A 17,865-nucleotide genomic window follows, 5' to 3' on the forward strand; every position below is an offset into this window, starting at 1 on the left:
CATGCATTGCACGGAAAGGACGCGCCCATGGAAGGGTTGGATCGGTTCAACGATATCAGTCAGGTGGTCGAGGCCGACCGCGCCCATGTCTGGCATCACCTCAGCCAGCACAAGCAGTACGAAACCGGCGTCGATCCGCGTGTGATCGTCGAAGGCAAGGGCATGAAGGTCTGGGATGCCAAGGGCAAGGAGCATCTCGATGCCGTGTCGGGCGGTGTCTGGACCGTCAACGTGGGTTACGGGCGAGAGAGCATCGCCAATGCGGTGCGCGACCAGCTGATCAAGATGAACTATTTCGCGGGTGCGGCGGGGTCGATCCCCGGGTCGATCTTTGCGCAGCGGCTGATCGAGAAGATGCCGGGGATGAGCCGGGTCTACTATTCCAACTCGGGGTCGGAAGCGAACGAGAAGGTCTACAAGATGGTGCGCCAGATCGCGCACAAGCACCACGGCGGCAAGAAGTGGAAGATCCTTTACCGCGACCGCGACTATCACGGCACGACGATCGGCACGCTGGCGACCAGCGGGCAGGACCAGCGGGCGATGCAATACGGGCCCTATCCCGACGGCTTCGTGCGCGTTCCCCATTGCCTCGAATACCGCAAGCAGTGGGATGTCGAGAACTATGGCGAGCGCGCCGCCGAGGCCATCGAGGAGGTGATCCTGCGCGAGGGGCCGGATACGGTGGGCTGCCTCGTCCTCGAGCCGGTGACGGCGGGCGGCGGCGTGATCGTGCCGCCCAAGGGCTATTGGGAGAAGGTGCAGGAGATTTGCCGCAAGTATGACATCCTGCTGCATATCGACGAAGTGGTCTGCGGCGTGGGGCGGACCGGCACGTGGTTCGGCTACCAGCATTACGGCATCCAGCCCGATTTCGTGACGATGGCCAAGGGTGTCGCCTCTGGCTATGCCGCGATTTCCTGCACGGTGACGACCGAAAAGGTCTTTGCGCTGTTCAAGGACGACCCGACCGACACGATGAGCTATTTCCGCGACATCTCGACCTTTGGCGGCTGCACGGCCGGACCTGCGGCGGCGCTGGAGAACATGAACATCATCGAGCGCGAGGGCCTGCTGGAGAACACCATCAGGATGGGCGACTATTGCCTTGGCCGTCTGGGCGAGCTGATGGAGAAGCACAAGGTCATCGGCGATGTGCGCGGCAAGGGGTTGTTCCTTGGTGCCGAGCTGGTGGCGGACCGTGCCACCAAGGAGCCTGCCGACGAGAAGAAAGTGCAGGCGGTGGTGGCCGATTGCATGGCGCAAGGGGTGATCATCGGGGCGACCAACCGCTCGCTTCCCGGTCTGAACAACACGCTTTGCCTTTCGCCCGCGCTGATCGCGACGAGCGACGACATCGACCAGATCATCGAGGCGATGGACGGGGCCATCGGGCGCGTTTTCGCCTGAGGTCAGGGGACGGCGGCGCGGGTGACCGCGCGGTGTGCAAGGCGCGGCCTCCGGAAACGGGGGCCGCGTTTTTGCTTGTGCGGCGGCCGCGCCGCCTGCGGGGTTGCGAAGCGGGTGGGCGGGGGCTAGGTCTTTGGCCAAAGGATAGGAGAAAGCCATGTTCACCGGCATCGTCACCGACATCGGGCGCGTCTTGGAGACCGAGCAGCAGGGCGACCTGCGGGCGCGGATCGGCACGGGATACGATGTGGCGGGAATCGACATCGGGGCCAGCATCGCCTGCGACGGGGTCTGCCTGACGGTGATCGCGCTGGGGACGAGCCCGCAGAACTGGTTCGACGTGCAGATCAGCGCCGAGACGGTGTCGAAGACCAACCTCGACGGATGGGGGGCGGGCAAGCGCATCAACCTTGAACGCGCGCTGAAGCTGGGGGACGAGCTGGGCGGGCATATCGTTTCGGGCCATGTCGACGGTCTGGCAGAGGTGGTGGGGCTGCGCCCCGAGGGGGACAGCCTGCGCGTGACCTTCCGCGCGCCGCATGCGCTGGCGGGGTTCATCGCGCCCAAGGGGTCGGTGGCGTTGAACGGCACCTCGCTGACGGTGAACGAGGTTCAGGGCACCGATTTCGGCATCAACTTCATTCCCCATACCCAGAAGGCGACGACATGGGGCGAGGTGAAGCTGGGGGACCGCGTGAACCTCGAGGTCGATACGATGGCCCGCTATGTGGCGCGGCTGCGGGAATGGGGCCAGTAAGGGCGCGGCGGCCGGGGCCTGCGGAAGGTCCGGGCGCGCGGGCGGATTGTCTGCCGCATAAGGGGCGCATCCGGGCCGCGCGGCCCTGCAGCGTGCGGCACGGGTAGAATTATCTTCCAAGATATTCCGCCCAAAGCAACGGGGGCTTCCGACTTTGCCGCAAAGGGTGTTTTCGCGCCCTTGCACAGCCCTTGTGCGGTGCCCTTGCACTGGCAATTCACCGGCAGAATCGTTAGGAGGCAAGGCGAGAGTTGCAGGAGCCTGCCATGAGCGAGACGAAGACAGATTTCTCGGACGCCATTTCCTCGGTCGAGGAGATCATCGAGGATGCCCGCAACGGGCGGATGTTCATCCTTGTCGATCACGAGGACCGCGAGAACGAGGGGGATCTGGTCATCCCCGCGCAGATGTGCACGCCGAGTGCCATCAACTTCATGGCGACGCACGGGCGCGGGCTGATCTGTCTGGCGATGCCTGCGGCGCGGGTGGACGCGCTGGGCCTGCCCTTGATGAGCCCGAAGAATTCGAGCCGGCACGAGACCGCCTTTACCCTGTCGATCGAAGCGCGCGAAGGTGTCACGACGGGGATTTCGGCGGCGGACCGTGCCTTGACCGTTTCGGTCGCCATCGACCCGTCCAAGGGGCCGCAGGATATCGCGACGCCGGGGCACATCTTCCCGCTGCGGGCGCGTGACGGGGGCGTGCTGGTGCGCGCGGGCCATACCGAAGCGGCGGTGGATGTGAGCCGCCTTGCGGGGCTGAACCCGTCGGGGGTGATCTGCGAGATCATGAACGACGACGGCACGATGGCGCGCCTGCCGGACCTGATTTCCTTTGCCCAGAAGCACGGGCTGAAGATCGGCACGATTTCGGACCTGATCGCCTATCGCCGCCGTCATGACAATCTGGTCAACGAGAAGGCGGTCAAGCGCATCACCTCGGCGCATGGAGGCGACTGGCTGATGCGGGTCTTTGCCGACGAGACGCAGGGCGCCGAACATGTCGTGCTGACCAAGGGCGATCTGACCAGCGATGCGCCGGTGCTGGTGCGGGTGCATGCGTTGAACCCGCTCGAGGATGTGCTGGGGATCGGCGGGGCGGGTGATCTGCCCGCCGCGATGCGGCTGATCGCCGCCGAAGGGCGGGGTGCGGTCGTGCTGCTGCGCGACACGACGATGAAGATGGTCGAGGGGGGCGAACATTCGCCGCAAACGCTGCGCCAATACGGGCTTGGCGCGCAGATCCTGTCGGCGCTGGGGCTTTCCAGGATCACGCTGGTGACGAATTCGCAGGCGCCCAAGGTCGTCGGCCTCGAGGCCTATGGGCTGTCGATCACGGGCACGCGCCCGATTGTGGAGTGACGCGGATGGCTGCTTCGGAAAAGCATTACACGCTGGCCTTGCCGCGCTTTGACAAGCCGGTGAAGCTGCTTGTCGTGGTGGCGCCCTATTACAGGGACATCGCCGACAATCTGGTTCAGGGGGCGCAGGCCACGGCGGCGGCCTGCGGGGCCGAGGTCGAGGTGATCGAGGTGCCCGGTGCCCTTGAGGTGCCGACCGCCATCGCGCTTGCCGAGCGGCAGGCGCAATATGATGGCTATGTGGCGCTGGGCTGCGTGATCCGTGGCGAGACCACGCATTACGATACCGTGTGCAATGACAGCAGCCGTGCGCTGAGCCTGCTGGGGTTGCAGGGGGCTTGCATCGGCAATGGCATCCTGACGGTCGAGAACCGCGCGCAGGCCGAAGTGCGGGCGGACCCTGCGGGGCAGAACAAGGGGGGCGGCGCTGCTGCTGCCGCCTTGCATCTTGTCGCGCTTTCCCGCAAATGGGCCGGCCAGACCAAGGGGATCGGATTTCGGGCATGACCACCCAAGCGGAAAAGAAACAGATGCGCTCGGCCGCGCGGCTTTATGCCGTGCAGGCGCTGTTCCAGATGGAGGTTTCGGGCCAGACGGTCGAGACGATCCAGCGCGAGTTCGAGACGCACCGTTTCGGGGAAATCCTTGATGACGTGGAAATGGCCGAGGGTGATTCCAAGCATTTCCGCGCCGTGGTCGACGGGGCGGTGAACTATCAGGCGAAGATCGACCAGATGACCGACCGCGCGTTGGTCGCGAAATGGCCCATCGACCGGATCGACCCTGTGCTGCGCGCCCTGTTCCGCGCGGCTGGGGCCGAGATGGTGGATATGGACACGCCGCCCAAGGTGGTGATCAACGAATTCGTCGATGTGGCCAAGGCGTTCTTTCCGGAAGGCAAGGAATCGAAGTTCGTCAACGCGGTGCTGGACCATATGGCGCGCGAGGCGAAGCCCGAGGCGTTCTGAGGCTTGCCGAGGCGTTCTGCGGCCGGAACGCCGCAGGTGAACGCCGCACGTGAAAGCCGCACGGGGGGCTGTCTGCCCCCCGAGGGCGCGTGCCGCGCCCTTCCCCCCGAGGATATTTGAGCGGGTGTGAAAGAAGGCCGGTCTGCGCCGGTCGGCGGGCCTGTGCCCTGCGCAAGAGGGGTGGGCCATTCGTCGCCATGCGACAGGGCTGCGGCAAAAAAGGTCTGGCGGGGCGCGCGAATCCGGTTAGGTTGGGGTCTGACATGATGAAGGGACTGCCCAGATGCCCAAGCTCGTCCGTCTTTATATCGTAAGCGTGCTGATCGGATTCGCGCTTTCGGCAGGGTTTGTCGTGGCGCTGGTCGCGATGGATGTGGCGGGGCTGCGGGGGCTGATCCTTGGCTCGGAAATCGGCTGGGTCGCGGCGCTGATGATGGTTCTGTTCAACGGTGTGGTGTTTTCGGGCGTGCAATTCGCCATTGCGGTGATGCGGCTGGCCGAGGATGACGACACGGGGCCGCGCGGGGGCCGGATGATGCCGCTGCGCCCGATCCGCGTGGAAGCCGTGGCGCGGGTCAAGCCGGGTGTGGCGCGCCGTCCGCGCTGAGATTTGCTGGCAGGGGCGTGATGCGGGGCCGGACCGAAGGGTTCGGCCTTTTGCGTTGGAGGGGCGCGGTTACAGCCAGGGGCGGAGCAGGGTTTCGCTTTCCGTCCAGAGGCGGCGGGCGGCGGTGCCGTCGGGGTCCTGGAAGTCGACGCGCATGGGGTGCGATTTGTCATAGACCTCGCCCCTTTGCCAGTCGGTGCCGGGCCTGCCCTGCACGAGGGCGACAAGCCGGTTGGCCGAGGTTTCGGGGCTGATGGTAAAAAGGTACTTCAGCGGCGAATGGTAGAGAAGGCGCATCACATGCGTCGTGTCGCGGGCAAAGGCGGTGCGGACCACGCCGGGGTGGAAGGCGACCGCCGAGATGCCGTCGGCGCGGTGGCGACGGTCGAGTTCGCGGGTGAAGAGGATGTTTTCCAGCTTGCCATAGCCATAGGCTTTGGCGGGGCGGTAGTCGCGGGTGTTTTGCAGGTCGCCGATGTCGAAGCCCTTGCCGAAGATGTTGGCGGCCATGCTGGAGGTCTGGATCACCTTGGCGCGGCTTTCGGCGAGTTTGCCGAGCAGGAGGCGCGTCAGCAGGAAAGGGGCGAGGTGGTTGACCTGAAAGGTCCGCTCGAACCCGTCGGCGGTGACGCTGCGCCGGCCCATGATGCCGCCTGCGTTGTTGGCCAGCACGTCGATGCGGGGCAGCGAGCCAAGCGCCGAGGCGAGGCGGGCGACATCGTCGAGCCGCGCGAAATCGGCGATGTGGAAGGGCAGGCCGAGGCGTCTTGCCACCGCTTCGGTCTTGGCGGGCGAACGTCCGGCAAGAATGACATTGTGCCCTTGGGCGGAAAGCCGGGCGGCCGCTGCGGCACCGATGCCGTCGCTGGCACCGGTGATGACGATTGTAAGCATGGCGCCCCTTACGGGTTACAGATGGGTGGCGGGCCCGCAGCGACCGTGGTCGGCATGGTTTCCCGAGAGCCAGAGGTCTCAGGTGGGCGCCAGGTAACAGGACCAGGATCCTGCCAGAGCCAGCATCCATTCGTTTGCTTATCGGCCACTGGAAAAGAGCCTAGCACGCGAAGAGCAGCACCCGCCGCCCCAAGACATAGGCGCGTGCGGGCGGCGGGGCAAGGGCTGGCGGGCATGGAGGGCGCAAAAGCGGGTATGGTCGGCGCATTGCGGGGGGCTTGCAAGATGTTCACCTTTGGTTCATGTTTCTTTCCATGAGCCAGCCCGTCGCAACCCTGCCCGAAACCCTTCCCGCCTTGCCCGGCCAGCGCCTTGCACGGGGGGTGTGCCGCGCGTTGCGGGGACTCGACTTTGTAACGGTGGAGGAGTTGGTGCCGACGCCGGGCCTGCGGGTCGATGTGATGGGGTTGGGCCCCAAGGGCGAGGTCTGGGTGATCGAGTGCAAATCGGGGCGGGCGGATTACGCTGCCGACCGCAAGTGGCACCACTATCTGGAATGGTGCGACCGCTTCTTCTGGGCGGTGGATGCCGATTTTCCGACAGCGCTTTTGCCCGAGGGCACGGGGCTTATCCTTGCCGATGCCTATGATGCGGAAGTGGTGCGGATGGGACCGGCGACGCCGCTGGCTCCGGCGCGGCGCAAGGTGATGGTGCAGAAATTCGCCCGCCATGCGGCCTTGCGCCTGCAGGGCCTGCGCGATCCGGCGGCGGGGATCTGGGTCTAGCGGCGCTTGGGCTTGCCGCCGGTCTGCGGCGCGCCATCGGCGACCAGACGGGCGGCTTCGGCGGCGGCGCGCAGCTCTTCGGCGATTTCCTCGGCCTCTTCGGGGTCGAAGTCGAGCGGGAGTTCGATGCCGCCCTCGGCCTCGACATAGATGCGGACCATCCCGAGGTCGGTCGGCCCGATCTGGATGTTGGCGGCGATGTCGCTTTGCTTGTCGATGCCCATTGGTCTTTCCCCGATAGCGCTTGGGGTTTGGCCTAGCGCGGGAACGCGCGGGTGGCAAGGCCGAGTAGCGGGGCAGGCCCGGCATGGCGCTTGGGGAGAGCTGCGAAATTCCGCAAGGGGGGCGGGCATCTGCCTCTTGCAATCATCCGGTCGGGGGGGTAAATCGCCCGCAGTGCAGCTTTAGCTCAGTTGGTTAGAGCACCAGATTGTGGATCTGGGGGTCCCCCGTTCGAGCCGGGGAAGCTGTACCATCCTTCCCCATGAAATCGTTGGGCTTTTGCGGAACGCGGGGCGCCATTGCGTCCGACAGTCCGATGTTGTCCGTGTCGGACGGCGTATTCTGCTAGCCCTGCCATTTGCAGGCAAAGATGTGCCGCTGTATCGTCTGCCAATCTTTCGGTAGGTGGAGTTGTGCGATTGAAACTAAACTTTCATCCCCGGGCCGGTCAGGTGCTGATGTGCGACTTTCGCGGTTTTGAAGTTCCGGAAATGGTGAAGGTTCGTCCGGTGGTCGTTGTATCGCCACGCTTGCCCTATAGGGAACATATCGTCGCAATTGTTCCGTTGAGCCTCACCGCCCCGCAGCGCACATACCCGTTCACCGTCAGGCTTTCAAAAAACTACAATCCACTCGAAACCGAAGATCTGCCCGTTTGGGCTAAATGCGATATGCTGATGAACATCGGCCTGCATCGACTGAAAGGTTTCAAAGTCGACCGGCGAAAGTGGCTTACTCCGCAGACTACCGGCGATGACCTTGCAGCAGTTCGAGCAGGCGTCCTCGCTGCTTTGGGGCATGTCTGCTCGTAGAACTGAAACCTATTGTGATTTGCTGGAACCGCCGGATGCCACTAAATAATGCGTGTGTCCCGGTCTTCGGGCTTTAAGACCTAGAGTACTAGGCAGGTTGTTCGCCGAACGATGACAAGTTCAGAGCAGCCTAGATATTGTCACCGTCCCGAGGCCTCGCAGCAATGCGGGGCCTTGTGCTTTGAGTTGGCCCCGGTCTTTCAACCGAGGCTGTCCTTCTGTGAGAGGTGTCGCGCGGTGGCCAATAGAGTCCTGCCGCTTGCGTGCCGGACAGGTGGGCGGGTGCGGCGGGTTCGGGTTGGCGGAACGGGAAAAGCCCCGCTTTTTCGGGCGGGGCGGGGCGCGGCGGGCGCGGGGAGGGGACCCGCGCCGCGATGCGGCGGCGCGGGCCGGGGGATCAGGAAATCTTGGCGACCGCGTCTGCCACCGTGACCGGATTGGGCAGAAGGCCGAGCTTGAGGAATGTGTCGGCAACGGCCTGCTGGTCGGCCACGACCTGATCGTTGATCGGTGCCACGCCAAAGCTTTGGCGGCTGATTGCGGATTTCAGCACCTCTTCCGGAATGCCGGTCGTGGGTGACAGTTCGGCGGCGGCGGCATCGGGATTCGAGGTGATCCATGCACCCACCTCGGCGATGGCGGCGATCAGCTCTTTGGCTGCATCGGCATTGCCTTCGAGGAAGCTGCGGTCGCCTAGATAGAACTGGTAGTTCGGGGCAAGGCCTTCGGCATTGGCCAGAACCTTTGCACCGAGCGCGCTTTCGGCCGAGGCGAGGAAGGGGTCCCAGATCGCCCATGCATCGACGGCCTTGGTCTCGAAGGCGGGGCGCGCATCGGCGGGCGGGAGGAACACGGTTTCCACATCCTCATAGGCGAGACCTGCCGACTCGAGCGCCTTGACCAGCAGGTAATGCACGTTCGAGCCTTTGTTCAGGGCAATCTTCTTGCCCTTGAGGTCTGCCACGCTGGCGATGGGGCTGTCGGCATGGACCAGAATGGCCTCGCCCTTCGGGGCGGGCGGTTCGAAGGCGAGGTAGGACAGGCGCGGACCGGCCGCCTGCGCGAAGATCGGCGGGGCTTCGCCGGTTTGCGCGATGTCGAGCGCGCCGGCGTTCAGGGCCTCGAGCATCTGCGGGCCGGCGGCGAATTCCGACCATGTGACGCTATAGCCGAGTTTGCCGAGTTTGTCCTCGAGCAGGCCCTTGCCCTTGAGAAGAACGAGCGTGCCGTATTTCTGGAAACCGACGCGGATTTCCTTGGACTGCGCGAAGGCGGGCAGCGTCCCTGCCGCCGCGAAAGCCCCTGCCACGCCAAGCGCGAATTGCCGTCTGCTGATCGTCATGTGAACCTCGTGGATCGTTGTGCCGCGCAGCGCCATCGCTGCGATCGGAGAAAAATCTATCTGTTTTGTCGTATATTGAAAGACCTGCTGCCGGGGGGCGGGCGCGGGCGGCTGCCTGCCTGCAACGGTTGCGGAATGGCTGGAAACTGCGGGTTCCGGCGGGGTGCTTTCGTGCTGCAAGGCTATGAAGTTAAATGGATAAAGACAGGTTTGCGCGCCGGTGCGACTGCGGCGCGCTGTCGGGTCGGGGCGGCGTTGCGCTGCGCTTCGGGAGAATGGATTTGCTGTCTTGCAGGGCCAAAAAGCTGCGTTTCATCCCTTGGCGGGGTAGAATTTGGAATGGCGGGAGCCACCCCCTTCGCCCATCTTGCAGCCCACAGTCCCGGCCTTTGCCGGGCGATGGGGCCTGCCCGAAAGCGCAGGATCACGAGGGTAAGATGACAGCCGTAGACCCAGCCTTTCGATTCCCGACGCGGCAGGACCGCAAGTCCCTGCCGGTTGCGCGGCCCTGGCATCTGCGCCACGCGGCATGGCTTCCGTTTCTGGTGCCCGGATTGATCCTTGTCCTTTGGGAGATCGGCAGCCATGTGGGCCTGATCTCGACGCAGATCCTGCCACGGCCGAGTGCGGTGCTGGTCAAGGCGTGGGATCTTGCGCTGACGGGCGAGTTGTTCCTGCATCTGGGGGTTTCGACGCTGCGGGCGCTTGGCGGTCTGGCCATCGGCGGAACGCTGGGCTTTGCGCTGGGGCTTGCCAACGGGCTGTCGGCGCGGTCGGCCCTGCTGACCGACACCTCGGTCCAGATGGTGCGCAACATCCCGATCCTTGCGCTGATCCCGCTGGTCATCATCTGGTTCGGCGTGGGCGAGACGGCGCGGCTGTTCCTCGTGTCGATTTCGGTCTTCTTTCCGATCTATATCAACACCTTCCACGGCGTGAGGAATGTCGATCCGCAGTTGATCGAAATGGGGCGCGCCTATGGCATGTCGCGGCGGAGCCTTTTCGGCAAGGTGATCTTTCCCGGTGCTCTGCCGTCGATCTTCGTCGGGCTGCGCTATGCCTTGGGGCTAATGTGGTTCGTTCTTGTCGTGGCCGAGACTTTGGCCGCCAAGGCGGGATTGGGCTATATGGCGATGCAGGCGCGCGAGTTCATGATGCTTGACGTGGTGGTGCTTTCGATCCTGCTTTATGCGCTTTTGGGCAAGCTTGCCGATGTCGTCACCCGCGCGCTGGAAGTGCGCGCCCTTGCGTGGAATCCGGCCTATGCTCGACATTGACCAGAGCGCCCTCGGGGCGGACGTCGCCCTGATCGGCGTGGAAAAGCGGTTTGACGGCAACACCGTGCTGTCGCGGCTGGACCTGACGATCCGTGCCGGAGAGTTCCTGTCGATCGTGGGAAAATCGGGCTGCGGGAAAAGCACGCTGTTGCGGCTGTTGTCGGGATTGGACCAGCCGAGCAGCGGCGATATCCGCGTCGATGGACTGACGCCCGAGGATGGCCGCGAGGACATACGCCTGATGTTTCAGGAGCCGCGCCTTTTGCCTTGGGCGCGGGTCATCGACAATGTGATGGTCGGCTTGCCGGAAGGTGGCCCCGTTGCCGAGCGGCACGCGCGGGCCGAGGCTGCGCTGCGCGAGGTGCAGCTTGCCGACAAGGCGGCGGAATGGCCGGCCAACCTGTCGGGTGGCCAGCGCCAGAGGGTGGCATTGGCGCGGGCGCTGGTGAGCCGGCCGCGCTTGCTGGCCTTTGACGAACCGCTTGGCGCGCTGGACGCGCTGACGCGGCTTGTCATGCAGGACCTGATTTTGCAGGTGAAGCGGGAAGAGGCGTTTACGGCCGTGCTTGTGACCCATGACGTCACCGAGGCCGTGGCGCTTTCAGATCGGGTCATCGTTCTTGATGCCGGACGGGTGGCGCGCGAGGTGGTGATCGACATTCCCCACCCCCGCCCGCGTGGCGATGCGCGGCTGGCGGCGCTCGAAGCCGAGATTCTGGGCGCGATCTTTGCCGAAGGCGGCCCCGTGCGGTCGGCGGCAGGTGGGACACAACTGTCAGGCTAGCAATATCTGCCGGAAACGGGCATGTCTGCCCGAACTCCGGGAGTAAGCCGAATGCTCAGCATGAAGGGGAAATACGCGCTCAAGGCGCTGTGCGAACTGGCCCGCCTTGCGCCCGGGCAGATCGCCGCATCGAGCGATATCTCTGCGCGCAACGGGATTTCCAAGAAATTCCTCGACACGATTCTGGGCGATCTTCGCGCGGCGGGCATTGTGGCGACGCGCAAAGGGCGGTCGGGCGGCTATTTCCTTGCCCGCCCTGCCGACCTTGTGTCGGTGGGCGAGGTGCTTCGGCTGATCGATGGGCCGCTGGCGCCCATCGCCTGTGCCAGCCGCACGGCCTATGCGCCCTGCACCGATTGCGGCGATCCGGCCGCCTGTGCCGTGCGCGCGACGATGCTCGAGGTGCGTGACGCCATCGCCCGCGTGCTGGACGGCAAGACGCTGCGCGATATTGCCCTGATCGGACCCGCCGCGCTTATGGCTGCGGGCTGAGCGCGGGGCGCGGGGCGGCGGGGTGCAAGCTTGCCTCGCGGCGCAGGATCATGTCGCGGACGGCGGGTGTGCCCAGAAGGTCCGTCCGGTCCACGCGTGAGACCAGCGAAGCGCCCCAGGCGAGGGCGAATTCGACCGAGGATGCTTCGGACCGGCACGCGCCGACAATCACGCTGGGAAAGGGCAACGGGTCCTGACCAAGGGCGATTGTGCCATCAGCCCCGACCCAGTCGGCGGGATCGAACAGCACGGCGCCTGCGATGCGCAGGGAAAGGTGGTCTGCCGCGACGCGGTGGAACACCGCTACGGCGGGTCCGCGTGCCACAATCCACGCCATCGGATGCGCGGCCAGACACGCCGCGACCCGCGCGCGCGCCGTGGCGCAGGGCAGGTCGCTGCCGAGCTGGACTGCCCCGGCGGGATTGTCCTGCGACCCCGCAAAACCGGCCAGAGCCTGCCGCCTGCCCTTTGCCTGTGGGGCATGGAGGTGGATGAGCCGCACTAGGCCACCTTTTCGCCGGATGCCGTTGCCAAGGGCGACAGGGTCCGCGCGATGCGCGTGGCGAGCGTCTTGGCCCATCCCGTTACTTCGGGCACGCCCATGAGTTCGCCGATGGTGCCACGCGCCAAGGGGCCTGCGACGAAAACCGTCGGATCGGGTTGCCCGTCGGGGCCGATCGCCTCGCCCGTGGCGGCGGTGGCGAGGCCAAGGCGCAGCGCGTCGGCGCGGATCGTTCCGGCGCTGGCCATCTGGCGCAGGAGCGGGTTGGTTTCGGTCACGCGGGCGTGGGCCGGTCCGGTTGCCAGCACCACGTGGTCTACCGACAGCGTGACGGCATCGCGGCCGTGGCGACGCTGAAGGGTGATCTCGATGGCGTCGGGCTTGCGTGTCACCGAAAGCGCCCGTCCGGCCAGTTGCGAGAGCTGTCCGCTTGCGGTCAGTTGCGCCAGAACGGTTGCGGTCTGGGGGGCGATGCGGAAGCGATGCACGTCCCATAGCCCGCGGAGATGGCGCAGGAAACGCCGCCGTTCGGCCAAGGGGAGGGCCGCCCAGATGATGGGGCCCTGTGCGCGCAAGCGGTCGAAAAGCGCGTGCCATGTCAGCCCGCGCGCGGCGTCGGCCGCCAGATCGCGGCGGACCCGCCGCAGCAGGCCAAGGGCGGTGCGGCAGGGGTCGGCGCTGTAATCGGCGGCCGTTTCGGCCTGTGTCGGGCCGTGGCCCTGCGACAGCCGCCCGTGGCGGGAGGACAGGAGGATCGGTCCGCTGTGGCGACGGGCGTGCAGGCTGGCCACCACATCGGCAGCCGTCAGCCCGCTGCCCAGCACCAGCACCCGCGCCGACGGTTCGACAGCGTCGAGCGCATCGGGCGCGAAGGCATCGGCCACAAGGCGGGGATCCTGCCCGATGGCGGCATATTCGGCAGGAAGCGCGGGGGCGGGATGGGAGAGGGCAAGGACGAGGATATCGGCCTCGAGGCTGGAGCCGTCGTCCAGTCCGATCCGGTGGGTCTGCCCTGTCCGTTGCGCCGAAACGGCGCGGGCGCGGATGTGGCTGATGCGGTGCGCGGCGAGTTGTGGTGCGAGCCGTGCCGCGACATAGGCCCCGAAGGCTTCGCGCTGGGCAAAGACCCGACCGTCGGCGAGCTGCGATCCGGCTGCGAGGGCGGGGGCGGCGGGGCTGGCGAGCCAGCGCTGGAAATCCTCGGGGTCGTCAGGATCGAGCGCCATCTTGGACTGCGGCACGTTCAGCCGGTGCGCCGGATCGGCGGTGCCATAGGCAAGGCCCGCGCCCAGTTCGTCGCGCGGTTCGACCACGACGATCTTGAGAGCGCCCCCGGCATTCGACCGTGCCAGATGCCATGCCACCGCAGCCCCCGACAGCCCGCCGCCCAATATGGCGACGGTGCGCTGTGCGGATGAACGGGCGGCACTGTTTGAAAGAGACATCTGGTCCAGCTTTCCGGTTTCGCGTGGCGGACGGGCCTTAACGCGACTTGCTTTATAGATTTTATGAATGGGAGGGCCGGATAATCCATTCCAAATTGGACAGGTCAGACAGATTTTTTATCTACAAATTCAGTAGTCTTTAGCCGGAGGGCCGAGCCTGACCGGAGCGGGAGAAGGAAACCGCTTTCGATCTGCGGAAAACAGGGCCGATCAACTGTTTTCGCCCCGGTTTTTGGAATCGCCTTTCGGCCCGCGCCCCGTAAAATCGACAATATGAATCGTGTATTCGCGCGGCTGGGCTTTTGCCGCATCGCGCGGTCTGAACCCCAATACCGGAGCGCCCATGACTGCCCCTGACATCTTCTGGTTCCTGCCCACTTCGGGCGACACGCGCTATCTCGGGACTTCGGATTTCGGCCGCGCTCCGACGCAGGCCTATCTGCGCGACATCGCGGTGACCTCGGAGCGGCTGGGCTATGACGGGTTGCTGATCCCGACCGGCGCAAGCTGCCTTGACCCTTGGGTCGTGGCGTCGAGCCTTGTGGGCGTGACCAGCCGGATCAAGCTTCTCGTGGCGCTGCGCACCTCGCTCGGGGGGCCGACGGGTTCGGCGCGGCAGGCGGCCACGCTGGATGCGGCGCTGGCGGGGCGGTTGCTGCTGAACGTGGTGCCGGGGGGCGATGCGGCCGAACTGGCGGCAGAGGGTGTCTACCTGTCGCATGACCAGCGCTACGAGGCGGCGGACGAATTCCTGACGATCTGGAAGCGCCTGCTTGCGGGCGAGACGGTCGATTTCGAGGGCGCGCATTTCAAGATCAGGGGCGCGCGCAATTTCCACCCCGCAGCGCAAGAGCCGCATCCCCCGCTGTATTTCGGCGGCTCGTCGCCTGCGGCGCATGAGCTTGCCGCGAAACATGTCGATGCCTACCTCACATGGGGCGAGCCGCCCGAGGCGGTTGGCCAGAAGATCGCGGATGTGCGCGCCCGTGCCGCGAAACAGGGGCGCAGCCTGCGCTTCGGGGTGCGTCTGCATGTGATCGCCCGCGAGACCGAGGCCGAAGCCTGGGCCGAGGCCGACCGTCTGATAAGCCGTCTGACCGATGCCGAAATCGCAGCCGCGCAGGCCAATTACGCGCGGATGGATTCGGTCGGCCAGTCGCGCATGGCGGCCCTGCATGGCGGGCGGCGGGACAAGCTGGTTGTCGGACCCAACCTCTGGGCCGGTGTCGGCCTTGTGCGCGGCGGGGCGGGGACGGCGCTGGTGGGCAGCCCCGGGCAGATCGCGGAGCGGTTGGCCGAGTATCAGGCGCTGGGCGTCGATACCTTCGTGCTTTCGGGCTATCCGCACCACGAAGAGGCGATCCGCTTTGCCGAGCTGGTCTTTCCGCTGATCGGCAAGGCGCCGGTGACCCTGCGCGACAGCGCGCAGACCGGCGGGGCCTTTGACGTGCGCGCCTTGCAGCGGCAGGCGGCGAGCTGAGGGCGGATCATGAACATCATCGATATGCGTTGCCGTCCGGCCTATCTGCACGATTTCTTCGGCAAGACTCCCGGAACGCCCGAATATGACGTGGTAAAATGGCTGAACCGCCGTGTCGGCACCCGTGGCGATGTGGAGCATTTCACCCGCTCGGCCACGCCGGAGGGCTTTCTGGACGAGGTGCGCGATGCCGGTCTGAGCAAGGCCGTGGTCGTCGGGCGGCACACGCCGGGCCAGCACCTGCCGAACGACACGATCCACGGGATCGTCGCGGCCTCGCCCTTGCTGGAAGGGGTGGGATCGGTCGATCCCGAATTGCTTGGACCGCGCGCCGCGCTGGCCGAGGTTGACCGTGCCATCAACACCCTTGGCTTGCGCGGCATCGACATCGAACCCGGTTTCGGCAGCCCCGCCCGCTTTCCCGACGACCCGATCTTCCATCCGGTCTATGACCTGTTGCAGGACCTTGGCGCGCCGGTGTTCCTGATGACCGGACCGACGACGCCGGACCACCGTTTCAACGATCCGGCACCCGTCGCCAATGTCGCGCGCGCCTTTCCGAGGCTGAAGATCGCGGCCTATCACGGCTATTGGCCCAATGTGCAGCAGATCATCGGGGTGGCGTTCCGCTACGAGACGGTTTCGATCATCCCCGACATGTATCTGTTCCAGCCCGGCGGTGCGGCCTATGTCGAGGCGGTGAACAGCTTTCTTGGCGACCAGTTCCTGTTCGGCTCGTCCTATCCGTTCCGGCCGATCCGCCAGACCATCGAGGATTTCACGAAGCTCGGTTTCCGCGAGGACCGGCTTGATGCGCTGTTCCATGGCAATGCCAGCCGCCTGTTGGGGCTTGGGCAGGGGGCGGCGCGATGACGGTGCCGCCGCTTCGTCTGCATGTCGAGGCGTGGTCGCTGTGTCCGCAGGCGCAGCGGGTGAAGATCGCGGCGGGGCTGCGCGGGCTGGCGGTCGTGCATCGGGTCACGAGCGGCGGGGAGCCGCAGTCGACCGCCATCGTGCCGACGGTGCTGACCCTGTCGCGCGCGGGTCTGGCCGACCATGTGCTGACCGACGGGCTGGCGATGGTCGAGCTGGTCGAGGACCTGTTTCCCGCACAATCGCTGCATCCGCGCGATGCGGGCGTGCGGGCGGTGCATCGCGAGCTTATGGCGCTTGGGGCCGAGGCCCAGACGCGCCTGTCGCGCGCGACGCGCGAACGCAATCCGCAGGACCTTGACCTTGCGCTTGGCGGTTTGCAGGCCCGGCTTGCCCGGATCGAGACCTTGCTTGCGGCGCATGCCTATCGCCCCGGTCACGGGCTGAGCAATGTCGATGTGGTCTTGGCCCCGACCCTGTGGCGGTTGCAGATCCTTGACGGGCAGGTGCAATCGCATCTTCTTTCGGGCCATCCGCGCCTGCGGCACTGGGCGGAGTGGCTGGTCGGGCAGCCGGTTGTGCGCGACACGCTTTCGGCCGAGGCGGCGGACCTGTATTTCGCGGTATTGCACGCGCGCAGGGCCGCGATCGTGAACCCCGATATTGCCGTGGCGTGGCGCGCGCTGATGGGGCCGGAAATCGGATTGCGTGGCGCGGGCTAGAAAAAGCCCATCGCACGGGGCCCCAAAAAGAGAATGCCCATCCATTGGAGGCGCGCGCGATCTGCGTTAGGCAGAGGCATCTGTGCCGGTCGCACAAGGGGAGCCGTGACGATGAACGACCTGCGACCTGCCACCCCGCCTGCCGTGCCGGTGCTGGCCGATGTGACCGCGCGTCTACGGCTGATCCGGACCGTTTCGCAGCAGCGCCGCTACAAGGGGCGTCCGACGCCGACATTGCCGTCGAAACGCATCGTCGACGATATCGTGCAGGACACGGTCGGCCTGCTGTATCCGCGCCATTTCGGCCCCGAGGGCCTGACTGCGGCCGATACCGACGGCTTTGTCGCGCGCAACCTTGCCTCGGTCATGACGCGGCTTGCCCAGCAGGTGCGGCTTGAGCTTTTGCTGGCCGAGGACGCGCGGGAGGGGCAGTGCAGCGAGAAGGCAGCCGCTATCGCGCAGGACTTCGTGCAAGGTCTGGTGCGCGTGCGCGACATCCACGACACGGACATCGGCGCCGCCTATGATTCCGACCCGTCGGCGCGCAGTCTGGACGAGATCATCTTCTGCTTTCCGGGCAGTGCCGCGATCCTGCGCCACAGGATTGCCCATGATATCCACCGTCTTGGCGCGCCGATGCTGGCGCGTATCATGGCCGAGCTGTCGCATTCGCGCACGGCCATCGACATCCATCCCGGTGCGCAGATCGGGCCGGCGTTTTTCATCGACCACGGCACGGGTGTCGTCATCGGGGAAACCGCCCGCATCGGGCGCAATGTGCGGCTCTACCAGAACGTCACCCTTGGCGCGAAGCGCTTCGAGGCGGATGAGAACGGGGTTCTGATCAAGGGGCAGCCGCGCCATCCGGTCGTCGAGGATGATGTGGTGATCTATGCCGGGGCGACGGTGCTGGGCCGTATCACCATCGGCAAGGGATCGGTGATCGGCGGGGGCGTGTGGTTGACGCGCAGCGTCATGGCGGGGTCGGTCGTGAGCCAGGCGAATGCGCAACTCGAGGGGCCGCCCGCCCCGTGAGGTGCTGACCCGCCGCATCGGCAGGGAAAAAAGGGCGGGCCGGGCGCAGGGTTTGCCTGCATCCGGCCCGCAAGCCGTTGGCACCGATCACTCCTGCC

General features: G+C 65.9%; 20 protein-coding genes and 1 tRNA gene. 16 read left to right on the top strand and 5 right to left on the bottom strand.

Features of this window, described 5'->3' with window-relative positions:
* Nucleotides 1–27 precede the first annotated feature (27 nt).
* From tpa to H7F16_RS15030, 6 genes are all read left to right on the top strand, one after another.
* Nucleotides 28–1,410 (top strand): hypotaurine--pyruvate aminotransferase Tpa, encoded by a 1,383-nt coding sequence (tpa, locus tag H7F16_RS15005; RefSeq protein ID WP_185798429.1) that lies wholly within the window; start codon nt 28–30, stop codon nt 1,408–1,410.
* Nucleotides 1,411–1,567: 157 nt separating this feature from the next.
* Nucleotides 1,568–2,167, top strand: coding sequence for a riboflavin synthase (locus H7F16_RS15010; protein WP_185798430.1), 600 nt, complete (start codon nt 1,568–1,570; stop codon nt 2,165–2,167).
* A gap of 266 nt (nt 2,168–2,433) precedes the next feature.
* On the top strand, nt 2,434–3,528 hold the full coding sequence (ribB, locus tag H7F16_RS15015) for a 3,4-dihydroxy-2-butanone-4-phosphate synthase (protein ID WP_185798431.1): 1,095 nt from the start codon (nt 2,434–2,436) through the stop codon (nt 3,526–3,528).
* A gap of 5 nt (nt 3,529–3,533) precedes the next feature.
* The gene (locus H7F16_RS15020; RefSeq protein ID WP_185798432.1) at nt 3,534–4,034 is read left to right on the top strand and encodes a 6,7-dimethyl-8-ribityllumazine synthase; all 501 of its coding nucleotides are present in this window, start codon (nt 3,534–3,536) and stop codon (nt 4,032–4,034) included.
* On the top strand, nt 4,031–4,495 hold the full coding sequence (nusB, locus tag H7F16_RS15025) for a transcription antitermination factor NusB (protein WP_185798433.1): 465 nt from the start codon (nt 4,031–4,033) through the stop codon (nt 4,493–4,495). Before H7F16_RS15020 ends, nusB begins: the two co-directional genes overlap by 4 nt.
* Nucleotides 4,496–4,778: 283 nt before the next feature.
* The gene (locus tag H7F16_RS15030; protein WP_185798434.1) at nt 4,779–5,102 is read left to right on the top strand and encodes a hypothetical protein; all 324 of its coding nucleotides are present in this window, start codon (nt 4,779–4,781) and stop codon (nt 5,100–5,102) included.
* A gap of 69 nt (nt 5,103–5,171) precedes the next feature.
* On the opposite strand, the gene H7F16_RS15035 is transcribed toward H7F16_RS15030, so the two are convergent.
* Entirely contained in the window at nt 5,172–5,996 is an 825-nt protein-coding gene (locus H7F16_RS15035) for an SDR family NAD(P)-dependent oxidoreductase (RefSeq protein ID WP_185798435.1), read from the bottom strand.
* Between the two features lie 314 nt (nt 5,997–6,310).
* On the opposite strand from H7F16_RS15035, the gene H7F16_RS15040 reads away from it, so the two are divergent.
* Nucleotides 6,311–6,781: an MmcB family DNA repair protein gene (locus H7F16_RS15040; RefSeq protein WP_185798436.1), complete on the top strand. Its 471-nt coding sequence runs from the start codon at nt 6,311–6,313 to the stop codon at nt 6,779–6,781.
* Here the strand turns inward: H7F16_RS15040 and H7F16_RS15045 are convergent.
* The gene (locus H7F16_RS15045) at nt 6,778–7,005 is read right to left on the bottom strand and encodes a DUF6324 family protein (protein WP_185798437.1); all 228 of its coding nucleotides are present in this window, start codon (nt 7,003–7,005) and stop codon (nt 6,778–6,780) included. The two genes, H7F16_RS15040 and H7F16_RS15045, sit on opposite strands and share 4 nt — an antisense overlap.
* 174 nt (nt 7,006–7,179) lie before the next feature.
* Here H7F16_RS15045 and H7F16_RS15050 point away from each other — a divergent pair.
* Nucleotides 7,180–7,256 (top strand) — tRNA-His (locus tag H7F16_RS15050).
* A 166-nt stretch (nt 7,257–7,422) separates the two neighbouring features.
* A complete protein-coding gene (locus tag H7F16_RS15055) occupies nt 7,423–7,815 on the top strand; it encodes a type II toxin-antitoxin system PemK/MazF family toxin (protein ID WP_185798438.1) in 393 nt (130 codons plus the stop codon).
* Nucleotides 7,816–8,212: 397 nt separating this feature from the next.
* Here the strand turns inward: H7F16_RS15055 and H7F16_RS15060 are convergent, their stop codons facing one another.
* Entirely contained in the window at nt 8,213–9,157 is a 945-nt protein-coding gene (locus H7F16_RS15060; RefSeq protein WP_185798439.1) for a sulfonate ABC transporter substrate-binding protein, read from the bottom strand.
* Nucleotides 9,158–9,594: 437 nt separating this feature from the next.
* Here H7F16_RS15060 and H7F16_RS15065 point away from each other — a divergent pair, with 437 nt between their 5' ends.
* From H7F16_RS15065 to H7F16_RS15075, 3 genes are read left to right on the top strand one after another with little or no spacing between them, the layout of a single operon-like run.
* A complete protein-coding gene (locus H7F16_RS15065) occupies nt 9,595–10,434 on the top strand; it encodes an ABC transporter permease subunit (RefSeq protein ID WP_185798440.1) in 840 nt (279 codons plus the stop codon).
* Entirely contained in the window at nt 10,421–11,218 is a 798-nt protein-coding gene (locus H7F16_RS15070; RefSeq protein ID WP_241741462.1) for an ABC transporter ATP-binding protein, read from the top strand. Before H7F16_RS15065 ends, H7F16_RS15070 begins: the two co-directional genes overlap by 14 nt.
* Nucleotides 11,219–11,269: 51 nt before the next feature.
* Nucleotides 11,270–11,710 (top strand): RrF2 family transcriptional regulator, encoded by a 441-nt coding sequence (locus H7F16_RS15075; protein WP_185798442.1) that lies wholly within the window; start codon nt 11,270–11,272, stop codon nt 11,708–11,710.
* Here the strand turns inward: H7F16_RS15075 and H7F16_RS15080 are convergent.
* Together H7F16_RS15080 and H7F16_RS15085 are read right to left on the bottom strand one after the other, a co-directional pair.
* Nucleotides 11,694–12,212 carry a hypothetical protein gene (locus H7F16_RS15080; RefSeq protein WP_185798443.1) on the bottom strand — a complete coding sequence of 173 codons (519 nt, stop codon included), beginning with the start codon at nt 12,210–12,212 and terminating at the stop codon, nt 11,694–11,696. The two genes, H7F16_RS15075 and H7F16_RS15080, sit on opposite strands and share 17 nt — an antisense overlap.
* Nucleotides 12,212–13,657: an FAD/NAD(P)-binding protein gene (locus H7F16_RS15085; RefSeq protein ID WP_185798444.1), complete on the bottom strand. Its 1,446-nt coding sequence runs from the start codon at nt 13,655–13,657 to the stop codon at nt 12,212–12,214. The genes H7F16_RS15080 and H7F16_RS15085 overlap by 1 nt, the downstream gene beginning before the upstream one ends.
* Nucleotides 13,658–14,000: 343 nt before the next feature.
* Between H7F16_RS15085 and ssuD the strand changes: the two genes are divergently transcribed.
* The 4 genes from ssuD to H7F16_RS15105 all read left to right on the top strand — a co-directional run bounded on the left by ssuD (nt 14,001) and on the right by H7F16_RS15105 (nt 17,767).
* Nucleotides 14,001–15,137 (top strand): FMNH2-dependent alkanesulfonate monooxygenase, encoded by a 1,137-nt coding sequence (ssuD, locus tag H7F16_RS15090; protein ID WP_185798445.1) that lies wholly within the window; start codon nt 14,001–14,003, stop codon nt 15,135–15,137.
* Nucleotides 15,138–15,146: 9 nt separating this feature from the next.
* Entirely contained in the window at nt 15,147–16,010 is an 864-nt protein-coding gene (locus H7F16_RS15095) for an amidohydrolase family protein (protein WP_185798446.1), read from the top strand.
* Entirely contained in the window at nt 16,007–16,732 is a 726-nt protein-coding gene (locus tag H7F16_RS15100) for a glutathione S-transferase family protein (protein ID WP_185798447.1), read from the top strand. Before H7F16_RS15095 ends, H7F16_RS15100 begins: the two co-directional genes overlap by 4 nt.
* A 111-nt stretch (nt 16,733–16,843) precedes the next feature.
* Nucleotides 16,844–17,767 (top strand): serine O-acetyltransferase, encoded by a 924-nt coding sequence (locus tag H7F16_RS15105; protein ID WP_185798448.1) that lies wholly within the window; start codon nt 16,844–16,846, stop codon nt 17,765–17,767.
* Nucleotides 17,768–17,865 lie beyond the last annotated feature (98 nt).

It is taken from the genome of Paragemmobacter straminiformis (genome assembly GCF_014243445.1).
GTDB classification, from domain to species: Bacteria; Pseudomonadota; Alphaproteobacteria; order Rhodobacterales; family Rhodobacteraceae; genus Paragemmobacter; species Paragemmobacter straminiformis.

Excerpts from the sequence above, each read along its gene's own strand:
- H7F16_RS15060 (WP_185798439.1), bottom strand. The coding sequence starts at position 9,157 with ATGACGATCAGCAGACGGCAATTCGCGCTTGGCGTGGCAGGGGCTTTC.
- H7F16_RS15070 (WP_241741462.1), top strand. The coding sequence starts at position 10,421 with ATGCTCGACATTGACCAGAGCGCCCTCGGGGCGGACGTCGCCCTGATC.
- tpa (WP_185798429.1), top strand. The coding sequence starts at position 28 with ATGGAAGGGTTGGATCGGTTCAACGATATCAGTCAGGTGGTCGAGGCC.
- H7F16_RS15085 (WP_185798444.1), bottom strand. The coding sequence starts at position 13,657 with ATGTCTCTTTCAAACAGTGCCGCCCGTTCATCCGCACAGCGCACCGTC.
- H7F16_RS15035 (WP_185798435.1), bottom strand. The coding sequence starts at position 5,996 with ATGCTTACAATCGTCATCACCGGTGCCAGCGACGGCATCGGTGCCGCA.
- ssuD (WP_185798445.1), top strand. The coding sequence starts at position 14,001 with ATGACTGCCCCTGACATCTTCTGGTTCCTGCCCACTTCGGGCGACACG.
- H7F16_RS15045 (WP_185798437.1), bottom strand. The coding sequence starts at position 7,005 with ATGGGCATCGACAAGCAAAGCGACATCGCCGCCAACATCCAGATCGGG.
- H7F16_RS15100 (WP_185798447.1), top strand. The coding sequence starts at position 16,007 with ATGACGGTGCCGCCGCTTCGTCTGCATGTCGAGGCGTGGTCGCTGTGT.
- H7F16_RS15020 (WP_185798432.1), top strand. The coding sequence starts at position 3,534 with ATGGCTGCTTCGGAAAAGCATTACACGCTGGCCTTGCCGCGCTTTGAC.
- H7F16_RS15010 (WP_185798430.1), top strand. The coding sequence starts at position 1,568 with ATGTTCACCGGCATCGTCACCGACATCGGGCGCGTCTTGGAGACCGAG.
- H7F16_RS15105 (WP_185798448.1), top strand. The coding sequence starts at position 16,844 with ATGAACGACCTGCGACCTGCCACCCCGCCTGCCGTGCCGGTGCTGGCC.
- ribB (WP_185798431.1), top strand. The coding sequence starts at position 2,434 with ATGAGCGAGACGAAGACAGATTTCTCGGACGCCATTTCCTCGGTCGAG.
- H7F16_RS15030 (WP_185798434.1), top strand. The coding sequence starts at position 4,779 with ATGCCCAAGCTCGTCCGTCTTTATATCGTAAGCGTGCTGATCGGATTC.
- H7F16_RS15040 (WP_185798436.1), top strand. The coding sequence starts at position 6,311 with ATGAGCCAGCCCGTCGCAACCCTGCCCGAAACCCTTCCCGCCTTGCCC.
- H7F16_RS15095 (WP_185798446.1), top strand. The coding sequence starts at position 15,147 with ATGAACATCATCGATATGCGTTGCCGTCCGGCCTATCTGCACGATTTC.
- nusB (WP_185798433.1), top strand. The coding sequence starts at position 4,031 with ATGACCACCCAAGCGGAAAAGAAACAGATGCGCTCGGCCGCGCGGCTT.
- H7F16_RS15065 (WP_185798440.1), top strand. The coding sequence starts at position 9,595 with ATGACAGCCGTAGACCCAGCCTTTCGATTCCCGACGCGGCAGGACCGC.
- H7F16_RS15075 (WP_185798442.1), top strand. The coding sequence starts at position 11,270 with ATGCTCAGCATGAAGGGGAAATACGCGCTCAAGGCGCTGTGCGAACTG.